Source organism: Pseudomonas sp. SCA2728.1_7 (assembly GCF_018138145.1).
Classification (GTDB): domain Bacteria; phylum Pseudomonadota; class Gammaproteobacteria; order Pseudomonadales; family Pseudomonadaceae; genus Aquipseudomonas; species Aquipseudomonas koreensis_A.
This window is the reverse complement of the sequence record NZ_CP073104.1, coordinates 2619384-2640139: the sequence shown is the minus strand read 5'-3', so window position 1 is coordinate 2640139 and position 20756 is coordinate 2619384. Positions and strand designations below refer to the sequence as shown.

Sequence of the window (20756 nt, the reverse complement as noted above, 5' to 3'; positions counted from 1 at the left end):
GGTGTGTCAGTCACTTTAAATGTCACTGATTAACCGCTATCGCGAGCAGGCTCACTCCTACAATTTTATGCGGTGTTTAGAGGAGGCTGATCGGGTAGCTGACGATCAAGCGGTTCTCATCGAACTCGTTATTGCTGAAGTCGCGGCGCATGGTCGAGTTGCGCCACCGGACGTTGAGATCCTTCAGCGCGCCGCTCTGCACGGTGTAGCCCAGTTCCGATTCGCGACCCCATTCCTTGCCGTCGGTGATCGTCCCTGTGTGCACGTTGTCGCCGCTGATATAGCGGTTCATCAGGGTCAGGCCTGGGACGCCCAGCGCGGCGAAGTTGTAATCGTGACGCACTTGCCAGGAACGCTCCTGCGCATTGTCATAACTAGCGTTGTAGCTATCGTTGGCCAGCGTCCCGCCGCTGGTGCCGTTGACGCGCATCCAGGCGCTGTCGCCGGTGAGTTTCTGCAGGCCGACGTAGAAGGTGTTGCCGCCGTACTTCGCTGAGAACATGCCCGACCAGGTCTTGTTGTCGAGATCGCCGGCGCGGGCGCTGCCGTCATCCTTGCCGTAGAAGAAGCCGAGGTTGGCGCCCAGCGTCCAGTCGCCCAGCGGCTGGCTGTGGATCAAATTGACGTATTGCTGGCTGTAGATGTCCTTGAGTTCGGCGTTCCACAAACCGATCTGTGTGCGTTTTTCGTTGAAAACGTATTCACCGCCCTGAAAGTTGAAGCGATCAGAGGTGAACGCCGCTTTGCCGGTCATCGACATGTCGCTCATGCTGCTGTCGTCGCGCGGGCTGTTGGCGCGGAACTGGCCGCCGTAGAGGGTCAGGCCGTCGATTTCCTTCGAAGTGATCTGCCCGCCACGAAAGGTCTGCGGCAGCGAGCGGCCGTCGTCCGAACGCAGGATCGGCAGCACCGGCATCCACTCGCCGACCTTCACTTCGGTCTGCGAGAGTTTGGCTTTGAAGGCGACGTTGGTTCGGCCAAAGTTGTCGGCCGGACGACCGTCGCGATCCAGCGGCAGCAACTGCGTGCCGCCCGTGCCTTTGCCGCCATCAAGCTTTACCGAATACAAACCCAACACGTCCATGCCGAAGCCGACGGTGCCTTGGGTGAAGCCGGATTTGGCGTCGAGGATGAAGCTCTGCGTCCACTCTTCAGCCTTGCCCTGAGCTTTGGTCGGATTGGTGAAGTTGCGGTTGATGTAGAAGTTGCGCAGGTTCAGGTTGACCTTGGCCCCTTCGATGAAACCGGCCTCTTCAGCCGCTGCGGGCAGGGCCGCGCCGGCCAGGGCCAGGGCGATCAGACCGGGAAATGCGTAAGGCGCAGGGGAGGTTGTCATGGGCTCGGGTCTCTCTTGTTTTTTTAAGGCGAACGGGGGCGCTGCCACCGGTTTTCGGGGTGCAGACATGAAAAGTGTTCAGGGATGAAACGACGGCAATCAGCCGGACGGGGCAGGGCGCGGGAGCATGGTGTCGAACCTGTTGTTATTGGTTTTGTGGAGCGAATGGTGCGGGGCGCGGATGTTTTGATTCAATTGGTAAAAGCGGGTTTTGGGCGATTATCGAACGCAAGATTGAGCCGGATTTTTTGGTGCTAATGCCGGCCTCTTCGCGAGCAGGCTCGCTCCCACATTTGGAATGCGATCCCCTGTGGGAGCGAGCCTGCTCGCGAAGGGGCCAGCCCAGACAACACAACTTTCAGACAGGCAACAAAAAGCCCACCAATCGGTGGGCTCCTTGTGTTCACCTGATGATGATCAGAACAACTTCATCTTCGGTGCTTCTTCTTTCAGCGGTTCGTTCTGCGCGGTCTGCGCATTCCAGCCGCCACCCAGGGCCTTGTACAGGTTGACCGCACTGGTCAGTTGCGCGAGGCGGTCGGTGATCAGCGCTTGTTGCGCGCTGAACAGCTGACGCTGGGCATCGAGGAAGGTCAGGTTGCTGTCGACGCCGATGCGATAGCGACGTTCGGCCAAACGGTAGTAATCCTGGTTGGCCTGCACGAAGTCACGCTGCGCTTGCAGCTGCTCGGTGTAGGTCTGACGTGCGGCGAGGCCGTCGGCGACTTCCTGGAAGGCCGTTTGAATGGACTTCTCGTAGTTCGCCACGCCAATGTCCTTCTGGATCTTGGCGTAGTCGAGGCTGGCGCGCAGGCTGCCGGCGTTGAAGATCGGCAGGTTGATCTGCGGCTGGAACAGCCACGTTCCCGAACCACCCTTGAACAGACCGGACAGGTCCGGGCTCAGGCTACCCGCGTTGGCGGTCAGGCTGATGCTCGGGAAGAACGCTGCACGAGCCGCGCCGATGTTGGCGTTGGCCGCTTTCAGGTTGTACTCGGCTTGCAGAATGTCCGGACGACGTTGCAGCAGGTCCGAAGGCAGACCGGCCGGTACATCGCTGAGCAGGTCATCGGACAGCGGTTTGGCCGCTTGCAGGTTGGCCGGGATACCGGTGCCGAGCAGCAGAGTCAGGCTGTTTTCGTCCTGCGCGACCTGGCGGGTGTAACGCGCCAGTTGTGCCCGGGCGTTTTCCACGGAAGTGCGCGACTGCGCGAGATCCAGCGCCGAAGCCACACCGACTTCGTTGCTGCGGCTGGTCAGCTTGTAGCTTTCTTCAAAGGCACCGAGGGTGTCTTGGGTCAGCTTGAGCAGTTCCTTGTCCGCCTGCCAGGTCAGGTAAGCGTTGGCGACGCTGGCGACCAGACTGATCTGGGTGCTGCGGCGTGCTTCTTCAGTGGCGAAGTACTGTTGCAACGCTTGTTCGCTCAGGCTGCGAACGCGACCGAACAGGTCGAGTTCGTAAGCGCTGATGCCGACGGTGGCGGAATACGAACTGCTGATCATCGAGTCGCCAGTCGTCGATGCGCGAGCCGGGAGACGTTGACGGCTGCCGCTGGCGTTGGCCGAAACCGCCGGGAACAGATCGGCACGCTGGATGCGGTATTGAGCCGCGTAAGCATCGATGTTCAGCGCCGCGACACGCAGGTCACGGTTGTTTTCCAGGGACACCTGGATCAGCTGTTGCAGCGCCGGGTCATGGAAAAACTGCTTCCAGCCTTGCTCGGCAGCGGCCTGCGCCGGAGCCTGGGCCGGCGAGTACGCCGGGCCCTGCGGGAACTGACCTGCGACCGGAGCCTCAGGCTGCTGATAGTCAGGTATCAGCGAGCAACCGCTCAGCACGAAGGCGGCGACTGCGATGGAGAGTAGCGACTTGCTCATTGGCCAGCCTCTTTAGGAGTTTCAGTAGCTTCATCCTCGTCAGCGATCTTACGCTGGCCGATGGACGAAACCGTAACGAAGAACAGTGGGACCCAGAAGATCGCCAGGATCGTGGCCGTGAGCATACCGCCAATCACGCCGGTACCGATCGCATGTTGACTGCCTGAACCTGCGCCAGTGGAGATCGCCAACGGTACAACACCGAGGACGAAGGCCAGCGAGGTCATGATGATCGGTCGCAGACGCATGCGGCAGGCTTCGATCGCCGCATCACGCAGACTGCGTCCCTGTTCATGCAGTTCCTTGGCGAACTCGACGATCAGAATGGCGTTTTTAGCCGCCAGACCGATGGTCGTCAACAGGCCTACCTGGAAGTACACGTCGTTGGACAGACCGCGCAGGCTGGTAGCGAGCAGCGCACCGATGATCCCCAGCGGCACCACGAGCATAACCGCGATCGGAATCGACCAGCTCTCGTACAACGCCGCCAGACACAGGAACACCATCAGCAGCGACAGGGCGTACAGCGCCGGCGCTTGCGAACCCGACAGACGTTCCTCATAGGACAGACCGGTCCAGGAGATACCGACACCGGCCGGCAGCTTCTTGGCAATCGCTTCGACTTCGGCCATCGCTTCACCGGTGGAATAACCCGGCGCTGGCGAACCGAGCACCTCCATCGCTTCCACGCCGTTGTAACGGGCCAGTTTCGGCGAACCGTAGATCCACTCGCCTTTGGCGAACGCAGAGAACGGCACCATGGTCCCGGCGTTGTTGCGCACGTACCATTTCTTCAAGTCTTCAGGGCTCATGCGAGCACCGGCCTGACCTTGCACGTAAACCTTCTTCACACGACCACGGTCGATGAAGTCGTTGACGTAGCTACTACCGAAGGAGATCGACAGCGTGTTGTTGATGTCGGTAAGGCTCAAGCCAAGGGCCTGGGCTTTCTCGTCGTCGATTTCCAGGTGGTATTGCGGTTCATCGTTCAGACCGTTCGGACGCACCTGATAGAGCACCTTGCTCTGAGCGGCGAGGCCGAGGAACTGGTTGCGCGCTTCCATCAGTTTTTCGTGACCGATACCGGCGCGGTCTTGCAGGAACACGTCGAAACCGGTGGCGTTACCCAGCTCCAGTACCGCAGGCGGGGCGAAAGCGAACACCATGGCATCGCGGAAACTGAAGAAGTGCTGCTGGGCACGTTGGGCCAAGGCAAACACGCTGTTGTCCGCGTTACGCTCGTCCCAAGGCTTGAGCATGATGAACGCCAGACCAGAGCTCTGACCGCGACCGGCGAAGTTGAAGCCGTTTACGGTGAACACCGAGGACACTGCGCCTGCTTCTTTATCCAGCAGGTAGCTGCGCATTTCGTCGATCACCACCTGAGTACGCTCGGCACTCGAACCGGCCGGGGTCTGCACCTGGGCGAACAGTACGCCCTGGTCTTCTTCCGGCAGGAACGCGGTTGGAATGCGGGTGAACAGCCAGATCATGCCGACCACGATCAGCAGATAAGCCAGCAGGTACGGCGCTTTGCGCGACAGCATGTTGCCGACACCGCGCTCGTAGCTCTGCACACCACGGTCGAAATTGCGGTTGAACCAGCCAAAGAAACCCTTCTTCGGCGTGCCGTGTTCACCTTTCGGAATCGCCTTGAGCATGGTGGCGCACAGCGCCGGGGTGAAGATCAGTGCAACCAGAACCGACAGGGCCATGGCCGAAACGATGGTGATCGAGAACTGCTTGTAGATCACACCGGTGGAACCGCTGAAGAACGCCATCGGCAACAGTACCGCCGACAGCACCAGCGCAATACCGACCAGTGCGCCCTGGATCTGGCCCATGGACTTCTTGGTCGCTTCCTTCGGTGACAAGCCTTCTTCGCTCATCACCCGCTCGACGTTTTCCACCACCACGATGGCGTCGTCCACCAGCAAACCGATGGCCAGCACCATACCGAACATGGTCAGGGTGTTGATGCTGAAACCGAACGCCGCGAGGATGCCGAACGTACCGAGCAATACCACCGGCACAGTCATCGTGGTGATGACGGTGGCGCGGAAGTTCTGCAGGAACAGGAACATCACCAGGAACACCAGCACGATCGCTTCGACCAGGGTTTCAACCACACCTTTGATCGATTCGGTCACCACCGGGGTGGTGTCGTACGGGAACACCACTTCCATGCCTTGCGGGAAGAACGGCTTGAGGTCGTCAATCGTCTTGCGCAGCGCCTTGGCGGTGTCGAGGGCGTTGGCACCGTTGGCCAGTTTTACCGCCAGACCAGAAGCCGGGCTGCCGTTGAACTGCGCGGAAATGCTCGAGTTTTCACCGCCCAGACCGACGTCAGCGACGTCGCCGACGCGCACTTGCGAGCCGTCCTGGTTAACCTTCAGCAGGATCGCCTTGAACTGCTCGGCAGTCTGCAGACGGGTCTTGCCGATGATCGTCGCGTTCAACTGCTGGCCCGGCAACGCCGGCAAGCCGCCGAGTTGACCGGAAGACACCTGGACGTTCTGTGCCGAGATCGCGGTGCTGACATCGCCCGGGGTCAGGTTGTACTTGTTCAACTTGGCCGGGTCGAGCCAGATGCGCATCGCGTACTGGGCACCGAAGACCTGGAAGTCACCGACGCCGGCGGTCCGCGAAATCGGGTCCTGCATGTTCGACACGATGTAGTTGGACAAGTCGTCCTTGGTCATGCTGCCGTCACGCGATACCACGCCGATCACCAAGAGGAAGTTTTTCACTGCCTTGGTCACGCGGATACCTTGTTGCTGCACTTCCTGCGGCAACAGCGGGGTGGCGAGGTTCAGCTTGTTCTGAACCTGCACCTGCGCGGTGTCGGAGTTGGTGCCTTGCTCGAAGGTCGCGGTGATGGTCATGCTGCCGTCGGAGTTACTTTCCGAGGACACATAACGCAGGTTGTCGATACCGTTGAGCTGCTGCTCGATCACCTGGACCACGGTGTCCTGCACGGTTTGCGCCGAAGCGCCCGGGTAGGTCACGGAGATCGCAATGGCCGGCGGCGCAATGCTCGGGTACTGGTTGATCGGCAATTTCAGGATCGAAAGTGCCCCGACCAGCATGATCACCAGGGCAATTACCCAGGCGAAAATCGGACGGTCGATGAAGAATTTTGACATGAATTACTCCCCTTTGCCGCCGGCGGCTTTGTCAGCTGCCTGAGCGGGGGCCGGGTTCTTGTTGCCGACATTGGTGGCTTCGGACGGGTTGACCTGAACACCCGGGCGCACGTACTGCAGCCCTTCGGTGATCAAGCGATCGCCCGCTTTCAAGCCGTCTTCGATCAGCCACTGGCTGCCGACGGTGCGGCTGGCCTTGAGCTGACGCAGTTCGACCTTGTTGTCGGCGCCGACGACCAGCGCGGTCGGGGTGCCTTTGAGGTCGCGGGTCACGCCTTGTTGCGGCGCCAGAATGGCCGCAGCGTTGACGCCGGCCTGCAACTGGGCGCGGACGAACATGCCCGGCAGCAGGGTGTGATCCGGGTTCGGGAACACCGCGCGCAGGGTTACCGAACCGGTAGTCGGGTCGACCGTGACTTCGGAGAATTCCAGCTTACCGTCGAGCTTGTACTGGCTGCCGTCTTCCAGGGTCAGTTTGACCGCTGCCGAGTTTTCACCGGATTTTTGCAGACGACCGCTTTCCAGCTCGCGGCGCAGTTCCAGCAATTCAACCGAGGACTGGGTGACATCGACGTAGATCGGGTCAAGTTGCTGGATCGTTGCCATCGCGTCGGTCTGGCCATTGCTGACCAGTGCACCTTCGGTGACCGACGAACGACCGATACGGCCAGAGATCGGCGCATAAACCTTGGTGTAACGCACGTTGATCTGCGCGGTCTGCAACGACGCTTCCGATTCCATGCGATTGGACACGGCGGTGTCGTACTCCTGACGGCTCACGGCCTGCTCGTCGACCAGTTGCTTGTAGCGATCGGAGATCGACTTGGTCGAACGCAGGTTGGCTTCGGCGCTTTTCAGGGTCGCTTCATAGACCGACGGATCGATCTGATACAGCTGCTGGCCGGCTTTGACATCGCCGCCTTCCTTGAACAGACGCTTGAGAATGATGCCGTTGACCTGTGGACGCACTTCAGCGATGCGGAACGCACTGGTGCGACCCGGCAGTTCAGACGTGAGGGTAAAGGCTTGTGGTTGCAGGGTGACGACGCCGACCTGAGGCGGTGGAGCGGCCGGTGCCGCTTCTTCCTTTTTACATCCGCTGAGCAGCGATGCCAGGGCGACGGCAGTGACCAGAGCGGTAACAGCTGGCTTGAATTGCATGAAGATCCTCGGGTCAGGCGCGCAAAGAGCGCACAAGAAGTGTGTAAGGGTAAAAAAAGGATACCGGGTGGATAAGTAGCTTGCTAAGGAATATACTTACGTTCATGGTTGTTTGTAAATACCTTTGCCGCGTACCCAACCCGTTACAAAAGTCGTTGCAAGGTTTGAAATTGTAGGCCGGGGAGCCGATCCGCGAGAGATCGCCCCCTCTTTATTCAGCGGATATTCAGCCATCCCTGAAACATCCTGTTTGAGGTTTTACTGTCATGGTCCGTCGTACCAAAGAGGAAGCTCAAGAAACCCGTAGCCAGATTCTGGAAGCGGCGGAGAAAGCCTTTTATGAAAGGGGCGTCGCCCGTACGACGCTGGCCGACATCGCGACAATGGCCGGCGTCACGCGCGGTGCCATCTACTGGCATTTCAGCAACAAGGCGGATCTGGTCCAGGCCATGCTGGATTCGCTGCGTGAGCCGCTGGATGAATTGGCCAAGGCCAGCGAAAGTGAGGATGAACTCGATCCGCTGGGCTGCATGCGCCAACTGCTGATTCATTTGTTTCATCAAGTTGCGCTGGACCCGAAAACCCGGCGTATCAACGAAATTCTGTTTCATAAGTGCGAGTTCACCGATGAAATGTGCGATTTGCGCCAGCAGCGCCGGGACGTCAGTCTCGATTGCAATGAGCGCATCGCTCTGACGTTGCGTAATGCGGTCAATCGTGGCCAGTTGCCGGAAGATCTCGACACCGCCCGCGCGGCCATCAGTATTCACAGCTATATCGATGGCCTTCTGTATGGATGGCTTCTGGCGCCGGACAGCTTTGAGCTGCATGCCGAGGCCGAGCGTTGGGTCGATACAGGGTTGGATATGCTGCGCCTGAGCCCCAGCCTGCGCAAATGAAACAAAATGCGTAATTGGCACAGCTTATGTCAATTGGCCTGCTTCTATATAGGTTCGCAGCGGGGAGTTTATACGTGGCGGGCTACGCATTTTGTAGGGATTTTGTTTCGTCCATGTGAATGAGTGTGAGCCGCTTGCCCTCACCCTCACCCTCACCCTCACCCTCACCCTAACCCTCTCCCAGAGGGAGAGGTGACTGACCGAGGTGTTCTTTCGAGGTACGCCGACGTGAAATATCCGGTTGAACTCCGATTTTCGAACGTTCCCCCGATCGGCTCCCTCTCCCTTGGGAGAGGGCTGGGGTGAGGGGCTACGTACTCAGCCGCGCAATAGCTCTCCAGGCGAACACAAAAAAAGCCCCCGACTCTCACAAGTCGGGGGCTTTCGCGTTTCTGCGGTATGCCTTACAGCGTCGGATAGTCGATATAACCCACCGGGCCTTTAGCGTAGAACAGCTCCGGACGCGCATCATTCAACGGCGCATCAGCCTGCAAACGGGCCGGCAGATCCGGGTTGGCAATGAACGGCACGCCAAACGCCACAGCGTCAGCCTTGCCACTGGCCAGCCATTCATTGGCGCTGTCCTTGGTGAATTTTTCGTTGGCAATGTACGGGCCACCGAACGCTTCTTTCAGTTGCGGGCCGAGGCTGTCGGCGCCTTCTTTCTCACGGGAGCAGATGAACGCGATGCCGCGCTTGCCCAGTTCACGTGCGACGTAGGTGAAGGTTTCTGCCAGGTTGTCGTCGCCCATGTCGTGGGAGTCGGCGCGCGGTGCCAGGTGCACACCCACACGGCCTGCGCCCCAGACTTCGATCGCCGCGTCAGTCACTTCCAGCAGCAGGCGCGCACGGTTTTCCAGCGAGCCGCCGTAGTTGTCAGTGCGCTGGTTGGTGCTGCTTTGCAGGAACTGGTCGAGCAGGTAACCGTTGGCGCCGTGGATTTCCACGCCGTCGAAACCGGCGGCTTTGGCGTTTTCGGCGCCGGTGCGGTAGGCGTCGACGATGTCGGCGATTTCAGCAGTTTCCAGAGCGCGTGGGGTTGGGTAGTCGGCCAGTGGGCGCACCAGGCTGACGTGACCTTTCGGCTGGATCGCGCTCGGTGCCACCGGCGCTTCACCGTTGAGGTACGACGGGTGCGAGACGCGACCGACGTGCCACAGTTGCAGGAAGATCTTGCCGCCGGCGCCGTGAATGGCTTTGGTGACGTTGGCCCAGCCGCGCACTTGATCGTTGGACCAGATGCCCGGGGTGTCCGGGTAACCAACGCCCATTGGCGTCACCGACGTGGCTTCGCTGAGGATCAGGCCGGCGGAAGCACGCTGTACATAGTATTCAGCCATCAGCGCGTTCGGCACACGGCCTTCGTCGGCGCGGCAGCGGGTCAGCGGGGCCATGATGATGCGGTTGGCCAGCTCGACGTCGCCGAGTTTGATCGGATCAAAAATAGTTGCCATGTCTACAACCCTCGTAAGTGGAAAGTAATCAGTTAGTTGCCGGGGCCAGATCGGCATTGCCGTTCTGACGGAAAGTAATCAGCGTCACCAGCAGGGCGAGCACTGCCAGCGCGGCGGCTGCCAGCGGCACGCTGGTCAGGCCATAGCCGTGGGCGATGACGCTGCCACCGACCCAGGCGCCAAGCGCGTTGCCGACGTTGAACGCGCCGATGTTCAGGGTCGACACCAGATTCGGTGCGGCTTTGCCGAAGGTCACCACGTTGACTTGCAGCGCTGGCACGGCGGCGAAACACGCGGTGGCCCAGAGGAACAGGGTGATTTCAGTCGGGATCAGCGCGACGCTGGTCCAGGTCAGTACGGTGGAGACCACGGCCATGGCGATGAACACGCCGATCAGCGTGGCGGCCATGCCTTTGTCGGCGAGTTTGCCGCCGATGATGTTGCCGACGGTCAGGCCCAGGCCGATCAGCATCAGCGTCCAGGTCACGCCACGCGGCGACACGCCGGTGACTTCGCCGAGCAGCGGGGCGACGTAGGTGAACAAGGTAAATACGGAAGCGGCGAACAGCGCGGTCATGCTCAGCGACAGCCAGATCCCGGCACCTTTGAGGGCGGCGAGTTCGGCGCGCATGTCGAGTTTCTCTTCGTCACGCTTGGCCGGCAGGAAGCGGATCAGGCCGATCAACGCAATCACACCAATCACGGTCACCGCCCAGAAGGTCGAGCGCCAGCCGTATTGCTGACCCAGCGCAGTGCCCAGCGGCACACCGAGGACGTTGGCCAGGGTCAGGCCGGTAAACATCAAAGCCACTGCCGAAGCGCGTTTGTTGGCCGGCACCAGATTGGCCGCCACTACCGAGCCGATACCGAAGAACGCACCGTGACACAGCGCGGTGATCACACGGGCAAACATCAGCACGTTGTAATCACTGGCAATGGCGCAGAGCAGATTGCCGACAATAAAAATGCCCATCAACGCGACCAGTGCTGCTTTACGCGGCAGTTTGGCCGTGGCCATTGCCATGAACGGCGCACCGATCGCCACGCCGAGGGCGTAACCGGTCACCAGCCAGCCGGCGCCGGGGATCGACACACCGAGGTCGGCCGCCACATTGGGCAGCAGGCCCATGATGACGAATTCGGTGGTGCCGATGGCGAAGGCGCTCAAGGCGAGGATGAGGAGCGAGAGGGGCATGCAGGTTTCCTTGTCGGCTGGCTGACGTTAAGGGTCAGAGCTCTTTACTGAGGGTGCTGAGGAACGCCTGGATCACGTCCTCGTTACGTTTGAAAAAGTGCCATTGACCGGCCTTCTGGCTGCTGATCAGACCGGCGCGTTGCAACGTCGCGAGGTGTGCCGAAACGGTCGACTGCGACAGGCCGCAGCGCTGATCGATCTGCCCGGCGCAAATGCCGTACTCGTGGTTGTGCAACTGTTCCGGAAATTCGTTCTTCGGGTCTTTCAGCCAGTTGAGGATGTCTCGCCGTACTGGGTGCGCCAGGGCTTTTATTATTTCGTCGAGGTCGAGGTTCATGGCAGGTGCTCACAATGTGTACAACGCTATATCGCGATGTGGCGAAATATAAATCGTTAGATCGCGATACACCAATATGATTTTGATCTGACGTCAGCATAAATTGGTATATCGCGTTATAACGATGCATGGGTGTATGGCTTATGGGCCGCAGTGCTAAGCTGCGCCCATGAACTATCTCGCACATTTACACCTCGGTGGCCAGCGCCCCGGGCAACTGCTCGGCAGTCTGTATGGCGATTTCGTCAAAGGCCGGCTGCAAGGGCAGTTTGCGCCGGAGGTGGAAGCGGCCATTCAACTGCATCGACGGATTGACGTGTTCACTGACCGTCATCCGCTGGTGGACATCGCGCTGGGGCGGTTTTCCGACACGCGCCGGCGTTATGCCGGGATCGTGCTCGATGTGTTTTTCGATCATTGCCTGGCGCGGGACTGGAGGCTATATGCCGATCAGCCGCTGGAGGTTTTCACCGCTGATGTGTATCGGGTGCTGACCCACGAACGGCAACTGCCCGAACGGTTGGCGAAGATCGCCCCGCACATGGTCGCCAATGACTGGTTGGGTTCGTATCAGGAGTTTGAAGTGCTGGAGCAGGTGTTGCGCGGGATCTCGCGGCGACTGACCCGGCCGGAGGAATTGGCGGGAGCGATGCAGGAATTGCGACGGTTGTATGAACCGCTGAGTGAAGATTTCGCTTTGTTCTACCCCCAACTCCAGGACTTCGCCCAAAACCCCCAGACACAGAAAATCTAATGTAGGAGTGAGCCTGCTCGCGATAGCGGTGTGTCAGTCGACATTAGTATTGACTGACACAGCGCTATCGCGAGCAGGCTCACTCCTACAGGGGATTTGTGTTTTCAGGCGGCAATCAATTCGCCTGCACGACGTGGTTCGGCCGTTTTCGCCACTTCGCCAAACAACGCCTTCTGCACCGCCTGCTGCGCCTCGAACGCCAACGCCGCACGCTCACGCCCCTGACAGGCAAGCGGCTTGAGCAGGTGCACTTCAACATCGCCGCAGTCATTGCTGAACAGGCGCATCAGATGCGAGAGCAAATCGTCGTCACCAATGAACGGCGCCAGCCCATCGATTTGGCCATCGCGCAGATAACGGATCGCCACCGGTTGCAGCATCACCTCGGAATCAATCGCCGCCGCCAGCAAGCGACCATGAAAGGTGCGCAGCGAACGGCCATCGGTGGTGGTGCCTTCCGGGAACATCAGCAAGGCGTGCTCGGTTTGCAGATGACGGGTCATCTGCTTGCGGATCAACTGGCTGTCGCCCGAACCGCGACGGATGAACAGGCTGCCAGCCTTTGCCGCCAGCCAACCGGCCACCGGCCAGGTGCGCACTTCGGCTTTCGACAGAAACGACAGCGGCGTGAGCATGCCGAGTAGTGGAATGTCCGTCCATGAAACGTGGTTGCTGACCCACAGCATCGGCTGTTTCGGCAACTCGCCGTGCACGGTCACGCGAAAGGGCAGGGCATTGCTCAGGCGCGCCATGAAGAAGCGCGACCAGCGCTGACGCCGCTCCATCGAATGCGCCAGACCGATGCGTTCAAATACGCCGAAGACGCTGGCCATGGTCAAACCCAGCGACACCACCAACAGCACCCGCGCGATCCGCGCGTACACGCGCAACCGGCTCATTACACAGCCGCCTTGAAGTGCTTGGCATAGCGCGGGCAGAGTTCGTCGCGTTTGAGCAGGATGAACACGTCGGCGACCTGGAAGTCCTCGTCCCAGCACGGCTCGCCGCAGATCTTCGCGCCCAGGCGCATGTAGGCCTTGAGCAGTGGCGGCATTTCCGCGATCACGTTCGATGGAATATCCAGCGTCGGCAGCGGATTTTTCGGCTCGGCGCGCAGGTTTTCGGTGCACAGATAGCGTTCGCGCAGGCGCTGCATGATCGCGTGGGCCTGAATACCGCCGTCCTGCATCGGGATGCTCGCGCAACCCATCAGATAACTGTAGCCACCCTGATTCAGCACTTCGGCCAACTCGCCCCACAACACCGCGATGGTGCCGCCGTTGCGGTACGCCGGGTCGACGCAGGTGCGGCCGATTTCCAGAATCGGGCCTTGCAGATGCGCGAGGCCGTGCAGGCTGAATTCTTCTTCGCTGTAGAACTTGCCGAGGCTGCTGGCGGCGGTGTGATCGAGCAAACGCGTGGTCGCGACCAAACGGCCGGTGTTCAAGTCACGCACGCCGATGTGGCTGCAGTGAACATCATAATCATCCATGTCCAGACCCAGTTCCGCGCCTTTCAGTTTGGCGTTGAACTCGCCGCTGAAGACGTTGAAGCGCAAGGCCTGGGCTTGCTGCAAGGCCTCGGCGCCGATCAGGCGTTCGGCTTGCAGGCGGCGTTCATTGCCGGTGTCGCTGATGCGGGCGATCTGAGTCATGTGAATCTCCGTACGGGCCTTTAACCCGTCGTGGGTTGCAGCCGATCGACTTTCTTTATGCAGCCGTGTTGTGCAAAGTCAGGCTATGTAGCCCCGGTGTCATCGCCATGAACGTTCGGTGATGCTTATATGACAGCCCACAAGGAGCCTCCTATGTCCTGGCCAGATCTGCTGCACAGCCGTGAACGATTGCCCGCCGTTGCTGACCTGGCCGAGGGTTTTGCGACGTTGTTGCAGCAACTGGGCAGCGTCACACCGTTCGAATTGGCGGTCGCGGGCGGGCGGCGAATGGCGACGCCGGGGCTGGCGTTTCTGGTCGGTTATCAAGCGGCATTACGCATGTTGTGGCCGAGTGCGCCGCTGAGCCTCGGTGCGTTGTGTGCGACCGAACAGCGCAGTTTGCGCCCGGCGGACATGCAGACGCGGCTGAGTGAATTGCGCTTGAGTGGACGCAAGGATTTCGTCACCGCCGGCGATGCGGCGGATTGGCTGTTGATCGCTGCGCGCAGTGAAGAACCTGGTGAAGCGCCGCGCCTGAGCTTGGCGGTGGTGTATCCCGGCGAGCCCGGCGTGACCGTGGAAAAGCTGCCGGCGCTGCCGTTGATGCCGGACATCAGTCATGGCCGGTTGCTGCTGGATGGCGCGTTGTGTGAGTTGCTGGCGGGGGATGGCTGGGATGCTTACGTCAAACCGTTCCGCACGCTGGAAGATGTCTATGTGTTGAGCGCGATGACCGCGTGGTTGTACGGCGTCGGCCAGGACAGTGACTGGCAGCAGGCCTTGCAATTGCGTTTGCTGGCGCTGTTGGCCGGGTGTGCGGAGGCGAGTCGGCAGCCACCGAACAATCCGGCCGGGCATGTGTTGCTGGGTGGTTTGTTTACGCAGTTTGAGGCGCTGGAGGGGGAGGTGAGTCAGGCGTTGACTGACGGGCCGGCAGAATGGGCGCAGATGTGGCAGCGCGATCAGGGGGTGATGCAGTTGGCGGCGGGGGCTCGGGCCAAGCGGTTGGCCAAGGCTTTGGCGGCGGGCTGAAGGGCCTCATCGCGAGCAGGCTCACTCCTACAGTTGATCGAGTTTCGTCAGTTGAAATGCGATCCCCTGTAGGAGTGAGCCTGCTCGCGATAGCAATCCCAAGAACACCACACATCTGTCATCAACCCCGACTAGTCTCAGCAGGTTAATTCCCAGAGCCCTCACCATGTGCAAAGGCCTGCCCCTGTTTCTGCTGCTGATCTGCTTCACCGTTCAAGCCGAACAATGGCCCGGTGAACAATGGCCAATCGGCACGACGATCACCGATACAGGAACGCTGGATAAGTACGCCTTCCCACCCCGCGATGACAACACCCGCCAAGGCATCCGCACCGATGCCCTGCTGATCATCCGCGACGGCCAGATCATCTACGAACGCTACGCCGGCCCGACCACAGCACAAACCCCGCACCTGACCTGGTCAATCAGCAAAAGCCTGATGGCCAGCGTGCTCGGTGTGGCCTACGGCGAGGGGCTGTTCAAACTCGAAGATCCGGCCACGAAGTTTTACCCGCCACTGAGCAAACACCCGGCGATAAAAATCGCCGACCTGCTGCACTGGGCCTCTGGTATCGATTGGCAGGAAGACTACGAATACGCCCCTCTGAAATCCTCGGTGGTGGCGATGCTTTACACCCGAGGCCATCGTGACATGGCTGCATTTACCGCCGATCGCGATGCCTACGCCGAACCGGGGCGGGCCTTCCGCTATTCCAGCGGCGACAGCAACCTGCTCGCGGCCGCGTTGAAAAATATCGTCGGCCCGCAGCGTTATGCGGATTATCCATGGACGGCGTTGTTCGAGCCGCTGGGCATCCGTCACGCCGTGTGGGAAACCGATGCCAGCGGCACGTTTGTCGCTTCTTCTTATGTCTATCTCACTGCGCGGGATCTGGCGCGAGTCGGATTGCTGATGGCCCGCGACGGACGATGGAATGATCGACAACTACTCCCCAAGGACTGGATCGACTTCAATCGGCAGCCCTTCGCCGGCTACAAGGCTCATCAGGACGAAGCGGTGCCCGGCGGTCAATGGTGGCTCAATCGCCCGGCCGATGGCGCCTTGTCACCGTGGCCCGATGCACCGCCCGACACCTTCGCCGCGCTTGGCCATTGGGGCCAGGCGCTGTACGTAATCCCCAGCGCCAACCTGGTGATCGTGCGTTACGCCGATGATCGCGATGGCAGCTATCGCCATAACGAACTGCTCAAACGCGTGTTGAAGGCGGTGCAGCCATGAAGCGCTTTTTGCTGTTGCTGCTTGTTTTGTTGCTCGGCTGGGTCGTTTACGAGCGCGAAAATCTGTGGGCCTTCCCCGACATCATCAGCGCCTACACCGCCAAGGAATATTGTTCGTGCCGGTATGTGATGAACAACGATGCCGAGTATTGCCGTGGTTATGTGAAACAGTGGCTGCCGACCAGCCAGTTCACCGACGACCCCGCCAGCAAAACCATCACCGTCAGCGGCATGGGCCGCAGCAATCGCGCCCAGTGGCAAAGCGAACGGCAGGGCTGCCGCCTCAGCCTTTGATGTACGCGGTTCCCCTGTAGGAGTGAGCCTGCTCGCGATGGCGGTATCAGTTCCAACATGTTCTTCGAATCTAAGTGCGCTATCGCGAGCAGGCTCACTCCTACAGAGTTAGATCTTCAGTTTGCAATAACGGCGTGGGCGGTTAAGGTTCGTGCAGGTTTATCGGCCCCACGAGTGTTCAATGTTCAACCGCTCCCTCTGTGCAACCCTGTCCAGCCTGTTGCTCGCCGCTGTCGCGCTGCCGGCGCAGGCCAATTGGTACCTGGACGGCGAGTCGTCGCGGCTGTCGTTCGTCAGCACGAAAAACGCCAATGTCTCCGAAGTGCAGCGCTTTCTGGTGCTGCACGGCAAGGTCGACCCAAATGGTCGCGCCGAAGTCGAGGTCGAGCTGGACTCGATCAACAGCGGCATCCCGCTGCGCGATGAGCGCATGCGCAAGGAGCTGTTCCAGATCGAGCAATTTCCCGAAGCGACCATCACCACCCAGATTGACCTGCGCCCGATCAACGATCTGGCCCCCGGTGCGCAGCTGGAGTTGCGTCTGCCGCTGACCGTCAACCTGCACGGCAAGCAACACGAATACCCGGCCGAACTGCTGGCGACGCGTCTCGATGATCGTCGTTTTCAAGTGGTCACGCTTGAGCCGCTGGTGATCAACGCTGAAGATTTCGATCTGCTGCCGGGGCTGGAAAGCCTGCGCAAACTCGCCGACTTGTCGGCGATCAGTCTGTCGGTGCCGGTGGGTGCGGTGCTGATCTTCACGGCGCGCTGACATGCGCGGCGCGGTGTTCCCGTGGCGGGACGGCAACCGGTTCGAGCTGTTGATCGACGGCCCGCAATTCTTCCCGCGCATGCTCGAGCAGATTGCTGGTGCGCAGGAGCAGATCGAACTGGAGTTGTATCTGGTCGAGGCTGGCGCTTGTGCCGAAACCATCGTCCAGGCGCTGGTGCTGGCGGCCGAACGTGGCGTGCGCGTGCGCTGCCTGTTCGATGATTACGGCAGCCTGGCGTTCACCCTCAATCTGCGCCAGCGCCTGACGCATGCCGGGGTTGAACTGCGCTTTTACAATCGGCTGAACTGGCGGCGCTGGGTCGGTAATTTCTATCGTGATCACCGCAAATTGTTGCTGGTCGATCAGCGCCTGGCGGTGGTCGGCGGTACTGGCGTCACTGATGAGTTCTGGACGCCGGGCCACGACACCAGCGAGTGGCACGAAGTGATGGTCGAGATCAGCGGCCCGTTGGTGATCGACTGGCAATTGTTGTTTGATCGCCAGTGGATCGCCAACCGCTATCGCCGCGCCTGGCGCCCGGCCGCGCATTTCGGTCTGCCGCGTTTGCCTCGGGTGCCGGACAAGGGCGAGGGCATGGGCCGCGTGGCGTATGCCGACGCCCGTCAGCACCGCGACATTCTGCAATCGCTGTTTCGCGCTTTGAACAGCGGGCAAAAACGCATCTGGATGGCCACACCGTACTTCCTGCCAACGTGGAAAATCCGCCGCTCCCTGCGCAAGGCTGCGGCGCGCGGTGTCGACGTGCGTTTGCTGCTGACCGGGCCGCGTACCGACCACCCTTCAGTGCGTTACGCCGGGCATCGCTACTACCCGCGATTGCTCAAGGCAGGGGTGCAGATCTTCGAATACCAGCCGTGCTTTCTGCATTTGAAAATGGTCTTGGTGGACGATTGGGTGAGCATCGGTTCGTGCAACTTCGACCACTGGAACCTGCGCTTCAATCTGGAGGCGAATCTGGAGGCGCTGGATCCGTCGTTGACGGGAGCGGTAGAGGCGAGTTTTGTGAAGGACTTCGGGCTGAGTCAGCAGGTGAGTCTGGAAGAGTGGCAGCGCCGACCGTTGTGGCGACGGGTCAAACAGCGGGTTTGGGGCTGGGTGGATCGAGTGGTGGTCAACATACTCGATAGACGCGGATAAATTAACGCTGCAAAACCAATGTAGGAGTGAGCCTGCTCGCGATAGCGGTGTGTCAGTCAGCATTGAATTAGCTGAATGACCGCTATCGCGAGCAGGCTCACTCCTACAAGGGAACTGCGTTGTCAGTTACAGCAACTCGAAGCTCTGCTGCGTGACGTCCTGGGAATCCAGGCCGATCTGCACGTTGAACTTGCCAGGCTCGGCGGCGTACTTGAGCTGGGCGTTGTAGAACTTCAGGTCATCCTCAGTGATGGTGAAGTGCACGACTTTCTGTTCGCCGGCCTTGAGCATGATTTTCTGGAAGTTCTTCAGTTCCTTCACCGGTCGGATCATCGAACCGGTGACGTCCTGGATGTACAACTGCACCACGGTTTCGCCGTCACGCTTGCCGGTGTTCTTCACCATCACGCTGGCGTCGAGCTTTCCAGTGGCGTTGAGGGTGGTTGACGACAGCGCCATGTCGCTCAGGGCGAAGTTGGTGTAGCTCAGGCCGTAACCGAACGGGAACAGCGGCCCGGTGGTGTCATCGAAATACTGCGAGGTGTAGTTGCCCGGTTTGCCCGGCGTGAACGGCCGGCCAATGCTCAGGTGGTTGTAGTAGGTCGGGATCTGGCCCACGGAACGCGGGAAGGTCACCGGCAGTTTGCCCGACGGGTTGTAGTCGCCGAACAGCACGTCGGCGATGGCGTTGCCGCCCTCGGTGCCGCTGAACCAGGTTTCCAGAATCGCGTCAGCCGACTGGTTCTCTTCGAGAATGGTCAGCGGGCGGCCGTTCATCAGCACCAATACCAGCGGTTTGCCGGTGGCTTTCAGCGCCCGGATCAGCTCGCGCTGGGTTTCCGGGATGTTCAGGTCGGTGCGGCTGGAGGATTCGTGGGACATGCCACGGGATTCACCTACCGCTGCAACGATCACGTCAGCGTCTTTTGCAGCTTTCACTGCTTCGTCGATCAGCACGTTGGCCGGGCGCGGATCGTCGACCACTTCCGGGGCATCGAAGTTGAGGAAGTTCAGGTAGTCGAGGACCTTCTTGTCGCTGGTGATGTTGGCGCCACGGGCGTAGATCAGGTTTGCCTTATCGCCGATCACCGAACTCATGCCATCGAACAGCGTCACCGATTGCGCAGGGCGCCCGGCGGCAGCCCAACTGCCCATCATGTCGATCGGCGCTTTGGCCAACGGGCCGACCAGCGCGACTTTTGCGTCTTTCTTCAGCGGCAGGGTTTCGTTCTGGTTCTTCAGCAGCACCAGACTGCGACGCGCCACTTCACGGGCCTCGGCGCGGTGCAGACGGCTTTCGGCGTAAGTGTCGGCCGGATCATCTTCAGCCTTGCCGATGCGCAAGTACGGGTCCTTGAACAGGCCCATGTCGTACTTGGCCGCGAGCACTTCACGCACGGCGTTGTCGATGTCTTTCTGTTCGATCTCGCCGGACTTGAGCAGGCCCGGCAGCTCTTTTCCGTACAGGGTGTCGTTCATGCTCATGTCGATGCCGGCCTTGATCGCCAGCTTCGCCGCTTCACGACCGTCGCGGGCCACGCCATGCTTGATCAGTTCGAAGATCGCGCCGTGGTCGCTGACCGCCAGGCCTTTGAAGCCCCAGTCGCGGCGCAGCAGATCGTTCATCAGCCAGGTGTTGGCGGTGGCCGGAATGCCGTTGATCGAGTTCAACGCAACCATCACACCACCGGCGCCGGCATCGATCGCGGCACGGTACGGCGGCAGGTAGTCCTGGTACATCTTCACCGGACTCATGTCGACGGTGTTGTAGTCGCGGCCACCTTCAACGGCGCCGTACAGGGCGAAGTGCTTGACGCTGGCCATGATGCTGTCAGCCGCGCTCGGGGTGGCGCCCTGATAGGCACGAACCATGACGCCGGCAATGCGCGAGGTCAGGTAGGTGTCTTCACCGAAACCTTCGGAGCTGCGGCCCCAGCGCGGGTCGCGGGAGATGTCGACCATCGGCGCGAAGGTGATGTCGAGGCTGTCGGCAGCGGCTTCCTTGGCGGCAACGCGGCCGGACTGGCCGATGGCGTCCATGTCCCAGCTCGAGGCGAGGGCCAGCGGAATCGGGAAAATCGTACGGTGACCGTGGATCACGTCGTACGCAAAAAACATCGGAATCTTCAGCCGACTGCGCATCGCCGCGTCCTGCATCGGACGGTTTTCCGGACGGGTGATCGAGTTGAACGTGCCGCCGATATTGCCGGCAGCGATCTCTTTGCGGATCAACTCGCGAGGCATTTCCGGGCCGATGCTGATCAGGCGCAACTGGCCGATCTTCTCGTCGAGGGTCATTTGCTTCATCAGATTGCTGATGAACGCGTCCTTGTTTTCCAGGGGTACCGGGGTCGTGGCGGCCAATACTTGATGACTGGCCAGGCTGACGAACAGACCCAGCAAACACAGCTTCTTCATGAATATTTTTCTCAAAGGCCCAAGCGGC

At 60.4% G+C, this 20756-nt stretch carries 17 protein-coding genes; 7 read left to right on the top strand and 10 right to left on the bottom strand.

Annotation, left to right across the window (positions count from 1 at the left end; genetic code table 11):
* Window positions 1-76 precede the first annotated feature (76 nt).
* The 4 genes from KBP52_RS11765 to KBP52_RS11750 form a co-directional block, all read right to left on the bottom strand.
* Window positions 77-1336, bottom strand: a complete 1260-nt coding sequence (locus KBP52_RS11765) for an OprD family porin (protein ID WP_212622807.1) — start codon at window positions 1334-1336, stop codon at window positions 77-79.
* Window positions 1337-1753: 417 nt separating this feature from the next.
* Complete coding sequence (emhC, locus tag KBP52_RS11760; protein WP_077571465.1) at window positions 1754-3214, bottom strand: efflux RND transporter outer membrane subunit EmhC; 1461 nt, start codon at window positions 3212-3214, stop codon at window positions 1754-1756.
* Window positions 3211-6360: an efflux RND transporter permease subunit EmhB gene (gene emhB / locus KBP52_RS11755; RefSeq protein ID WP_077571466.1), complete on the bottom strand. Its 3150-nt coding sequence runs from the start codon at window positions 6358-6360 to the stop codon at window positions 3211-3213. Before emhB ends, emhC begins: the two co-directional genes overlap by 4 nt.
* A gap of 3 nt (window positions 6361-6363) precedes the next feature.
* Window positions 6364-7521 (bottom strand): efflux RND transporter periplasmic adaptor subunit, encoded by a 1158-nt coding sequence (locus tag KBP52_RS11750; RefSeq protein WP_077571467.1) that lies wholly within the window; start codon window positions 7519-7521, stop codon window positions 6364-6366.
* Between the two features lie 266 nt (window positions 7522-7787).
* Here KBP52_RS11750 and emhR point away from each other — a divergent pair, with 266 nt between their 5' ends.
* Window positions 7788-8420 (top strand): efflux system transcriptional repressor EmhR, encoded by a 633-nt coding sequence (gene emhR, locus KBP52_RS11745; RefSeq protein WP_077571468.1) that lies wholly within the window; start codon window positions 7788-7790, stop codon window positions 8418-8420.
* A 404-nt stretch (window positions 8421-8824) separates the two neighbouring features.
* Here the strand turns inward: emhR and KBP52_RS11740 are convergent, their stop codons facing one another.
* Genes KBP52_RS11740 through KBP52_RS11730 form a run of 3 tightly spaced genes read right to left on the bottom strand, consistent with a single transcriptional unit; the run spans window position 8825 to window position 11406 of the window.
* On the bottom strand, window positions 8825-9874 hold the full coding sequence (locus KBP52_RS11740; RefSeq protein ID WP_212622806.1) for an alkene reductase: 1050 nt from the start codon (window positions 9872-9874) through the stop codon (window positions 8825-8827).
* Window positions 9875-9902: 28 nt separating this feature from the next.
* Window positions 9903-11069 (bottom strand): MFS transporter, encoded by a 1167-nt coding sequence (locus tag KBP52_RS11735; RefSeq protein ID WP_007917078.1) that lies wholly within the window; start codon window positions 11067-11069, stop codon window positions 9903-9905.
* A gap of 34 nt (window positions 11070-11103) precedes the next feature.
* Window positions 11104-11406 carry a metalloregulator ArsR/SmtB family transcription factor gene (locus tag KBP52_RS11730; protein WP_007917068.1) on the bottom strand — a complete coding sequence of 101 codons (303 nt, stop codon included), beginning with the start codon at window positions 11404-11406 and terminating at the stop codon, window positions 11104-11106.
* Window positions 11407-11575: 169 nt separating this feature from the next.
* Between KBP52_RS11730 and KBP52_RS11725 the strand changes: the two genes are divergently transcribed.
* Window positions 11576-12160: an ACP phosphodiesterase gene (locus tag KBP52_RS11725; protein ID WP_212622805.1), complete on the top strand. Its 585-nt coding sequence runs from the start codon at window positions 11576-11578 to the stop codon at window positions 12158-12160.
* 104 nt (window positions 12161-12264) lie between these two features.
* Here KBP52_RS11725 and KBP52_RS11720 read toward each other — a convergent pair whose 3' ends face one another.
* Entirely contained in the window at window positions 12265-13059 is a 795-nt protein-coding gene (locus tag KBP52_RS11720) for a lysophospholipid acyltransferase family protein (protein WP_212622804.1), read from the bottom strand.
* Window positions 13059-13814 (bottom strand): L-ornithine N(alpha)-acyltransferase, encoded by a 756-nt coding sequence (gene olsB, locus KBP52_RS11715; protein WP_016982801.1) that lies wholly within the window; start codon window positions 13812-13814, stop codon window positions 13059-13061. The genes KBP52_RS11720 and olsB overlap by 1 nt, the downstream gene beginning before the upstream one ends.
* Window positions 13815-13967: 153 nt before the next feature.
* Between olsB and KBP52_RS11710 the strand changes: the two genes are divergently transcribed.
* The 5 genes from KBP52_RS11710 (at window position 13968) to KBP52_RS11690 (ending at window position 18310) form a co-directional block, all read left to right on the top strand.
* Window positions 13968-14846, top strand: coding sequence for an acyl-CoA dehydrogenase family protein (locus tag KBP52_RS11710; protein ID WP_212622803.1), 879 nt, complete (start codon window positions 13968-13970; stop codon window positions 14844-14846).
* Window positions 14847-15012: 166 nt separating this feature from the next.
* Entirely contained in the window at window positions 15013-16086 is a 1074-nt protein-coding gene (locus KBP52_RS11705; RefSeq protein ID WP_212622802.1) for a serine hydrolase, read from the top strand.
* Window positions 16083-16379, top strand: a complete 297-nt coding sequence (locus KBP52_RS11700; protein WP_077571474.1) for an amidase — start codon at window positions 16083-16085, stop codon at window positions 16377-16379. The genes KBP52_RS11705 and KBP52_RS11700 overlap by 4 nt, the downstream gene beginning before the upstream one ends.
* A gap of 181 nt (window positions 16380-16560) precedes the next feature.
* The gene (locus KBP52_RS11695; protein WP_038358250.1) at window positions 16561-17151 is read left to right on the top strand and encodes a YceI family protein; all 591 of its coding nucleotides are present in this window, start codon (window positions 16561-16563) and stop codon (window positions 17149-17151) included.
* Window position 17152: 1 nt separating this feature from the next.
* Complete coding sequence (locus KBP52_RS11690) at window positions 17153-18310, top strand: phosphatidylserine/phosphatidylglycerophosphate/cardiolipin synthase family protein (protein WP_212622801.1); 1158 nt, start codon at window positions 17153-17155, stop codon at window positions 18308-18310.
* A gap of 126 nt (window positions 18311-18436) precedes the next feature.
* On the opposite strand, the gene bglX is transcribed toward KBP52_RS11690, so the two are convergent.
* Window positions 18437-20728 (bottom strand): beta-glucosidase BglX, encoded by a 2292-nt coding sequence (gene bglX / locus KBP52_RS11685; protein WP_212622800.1) that lies wholly within the window; start codon window positions 20726-20728, stop codon window positions 18437-18439.
* Window positions 20729-20756 lie beyond the last annotated feature (28 nt).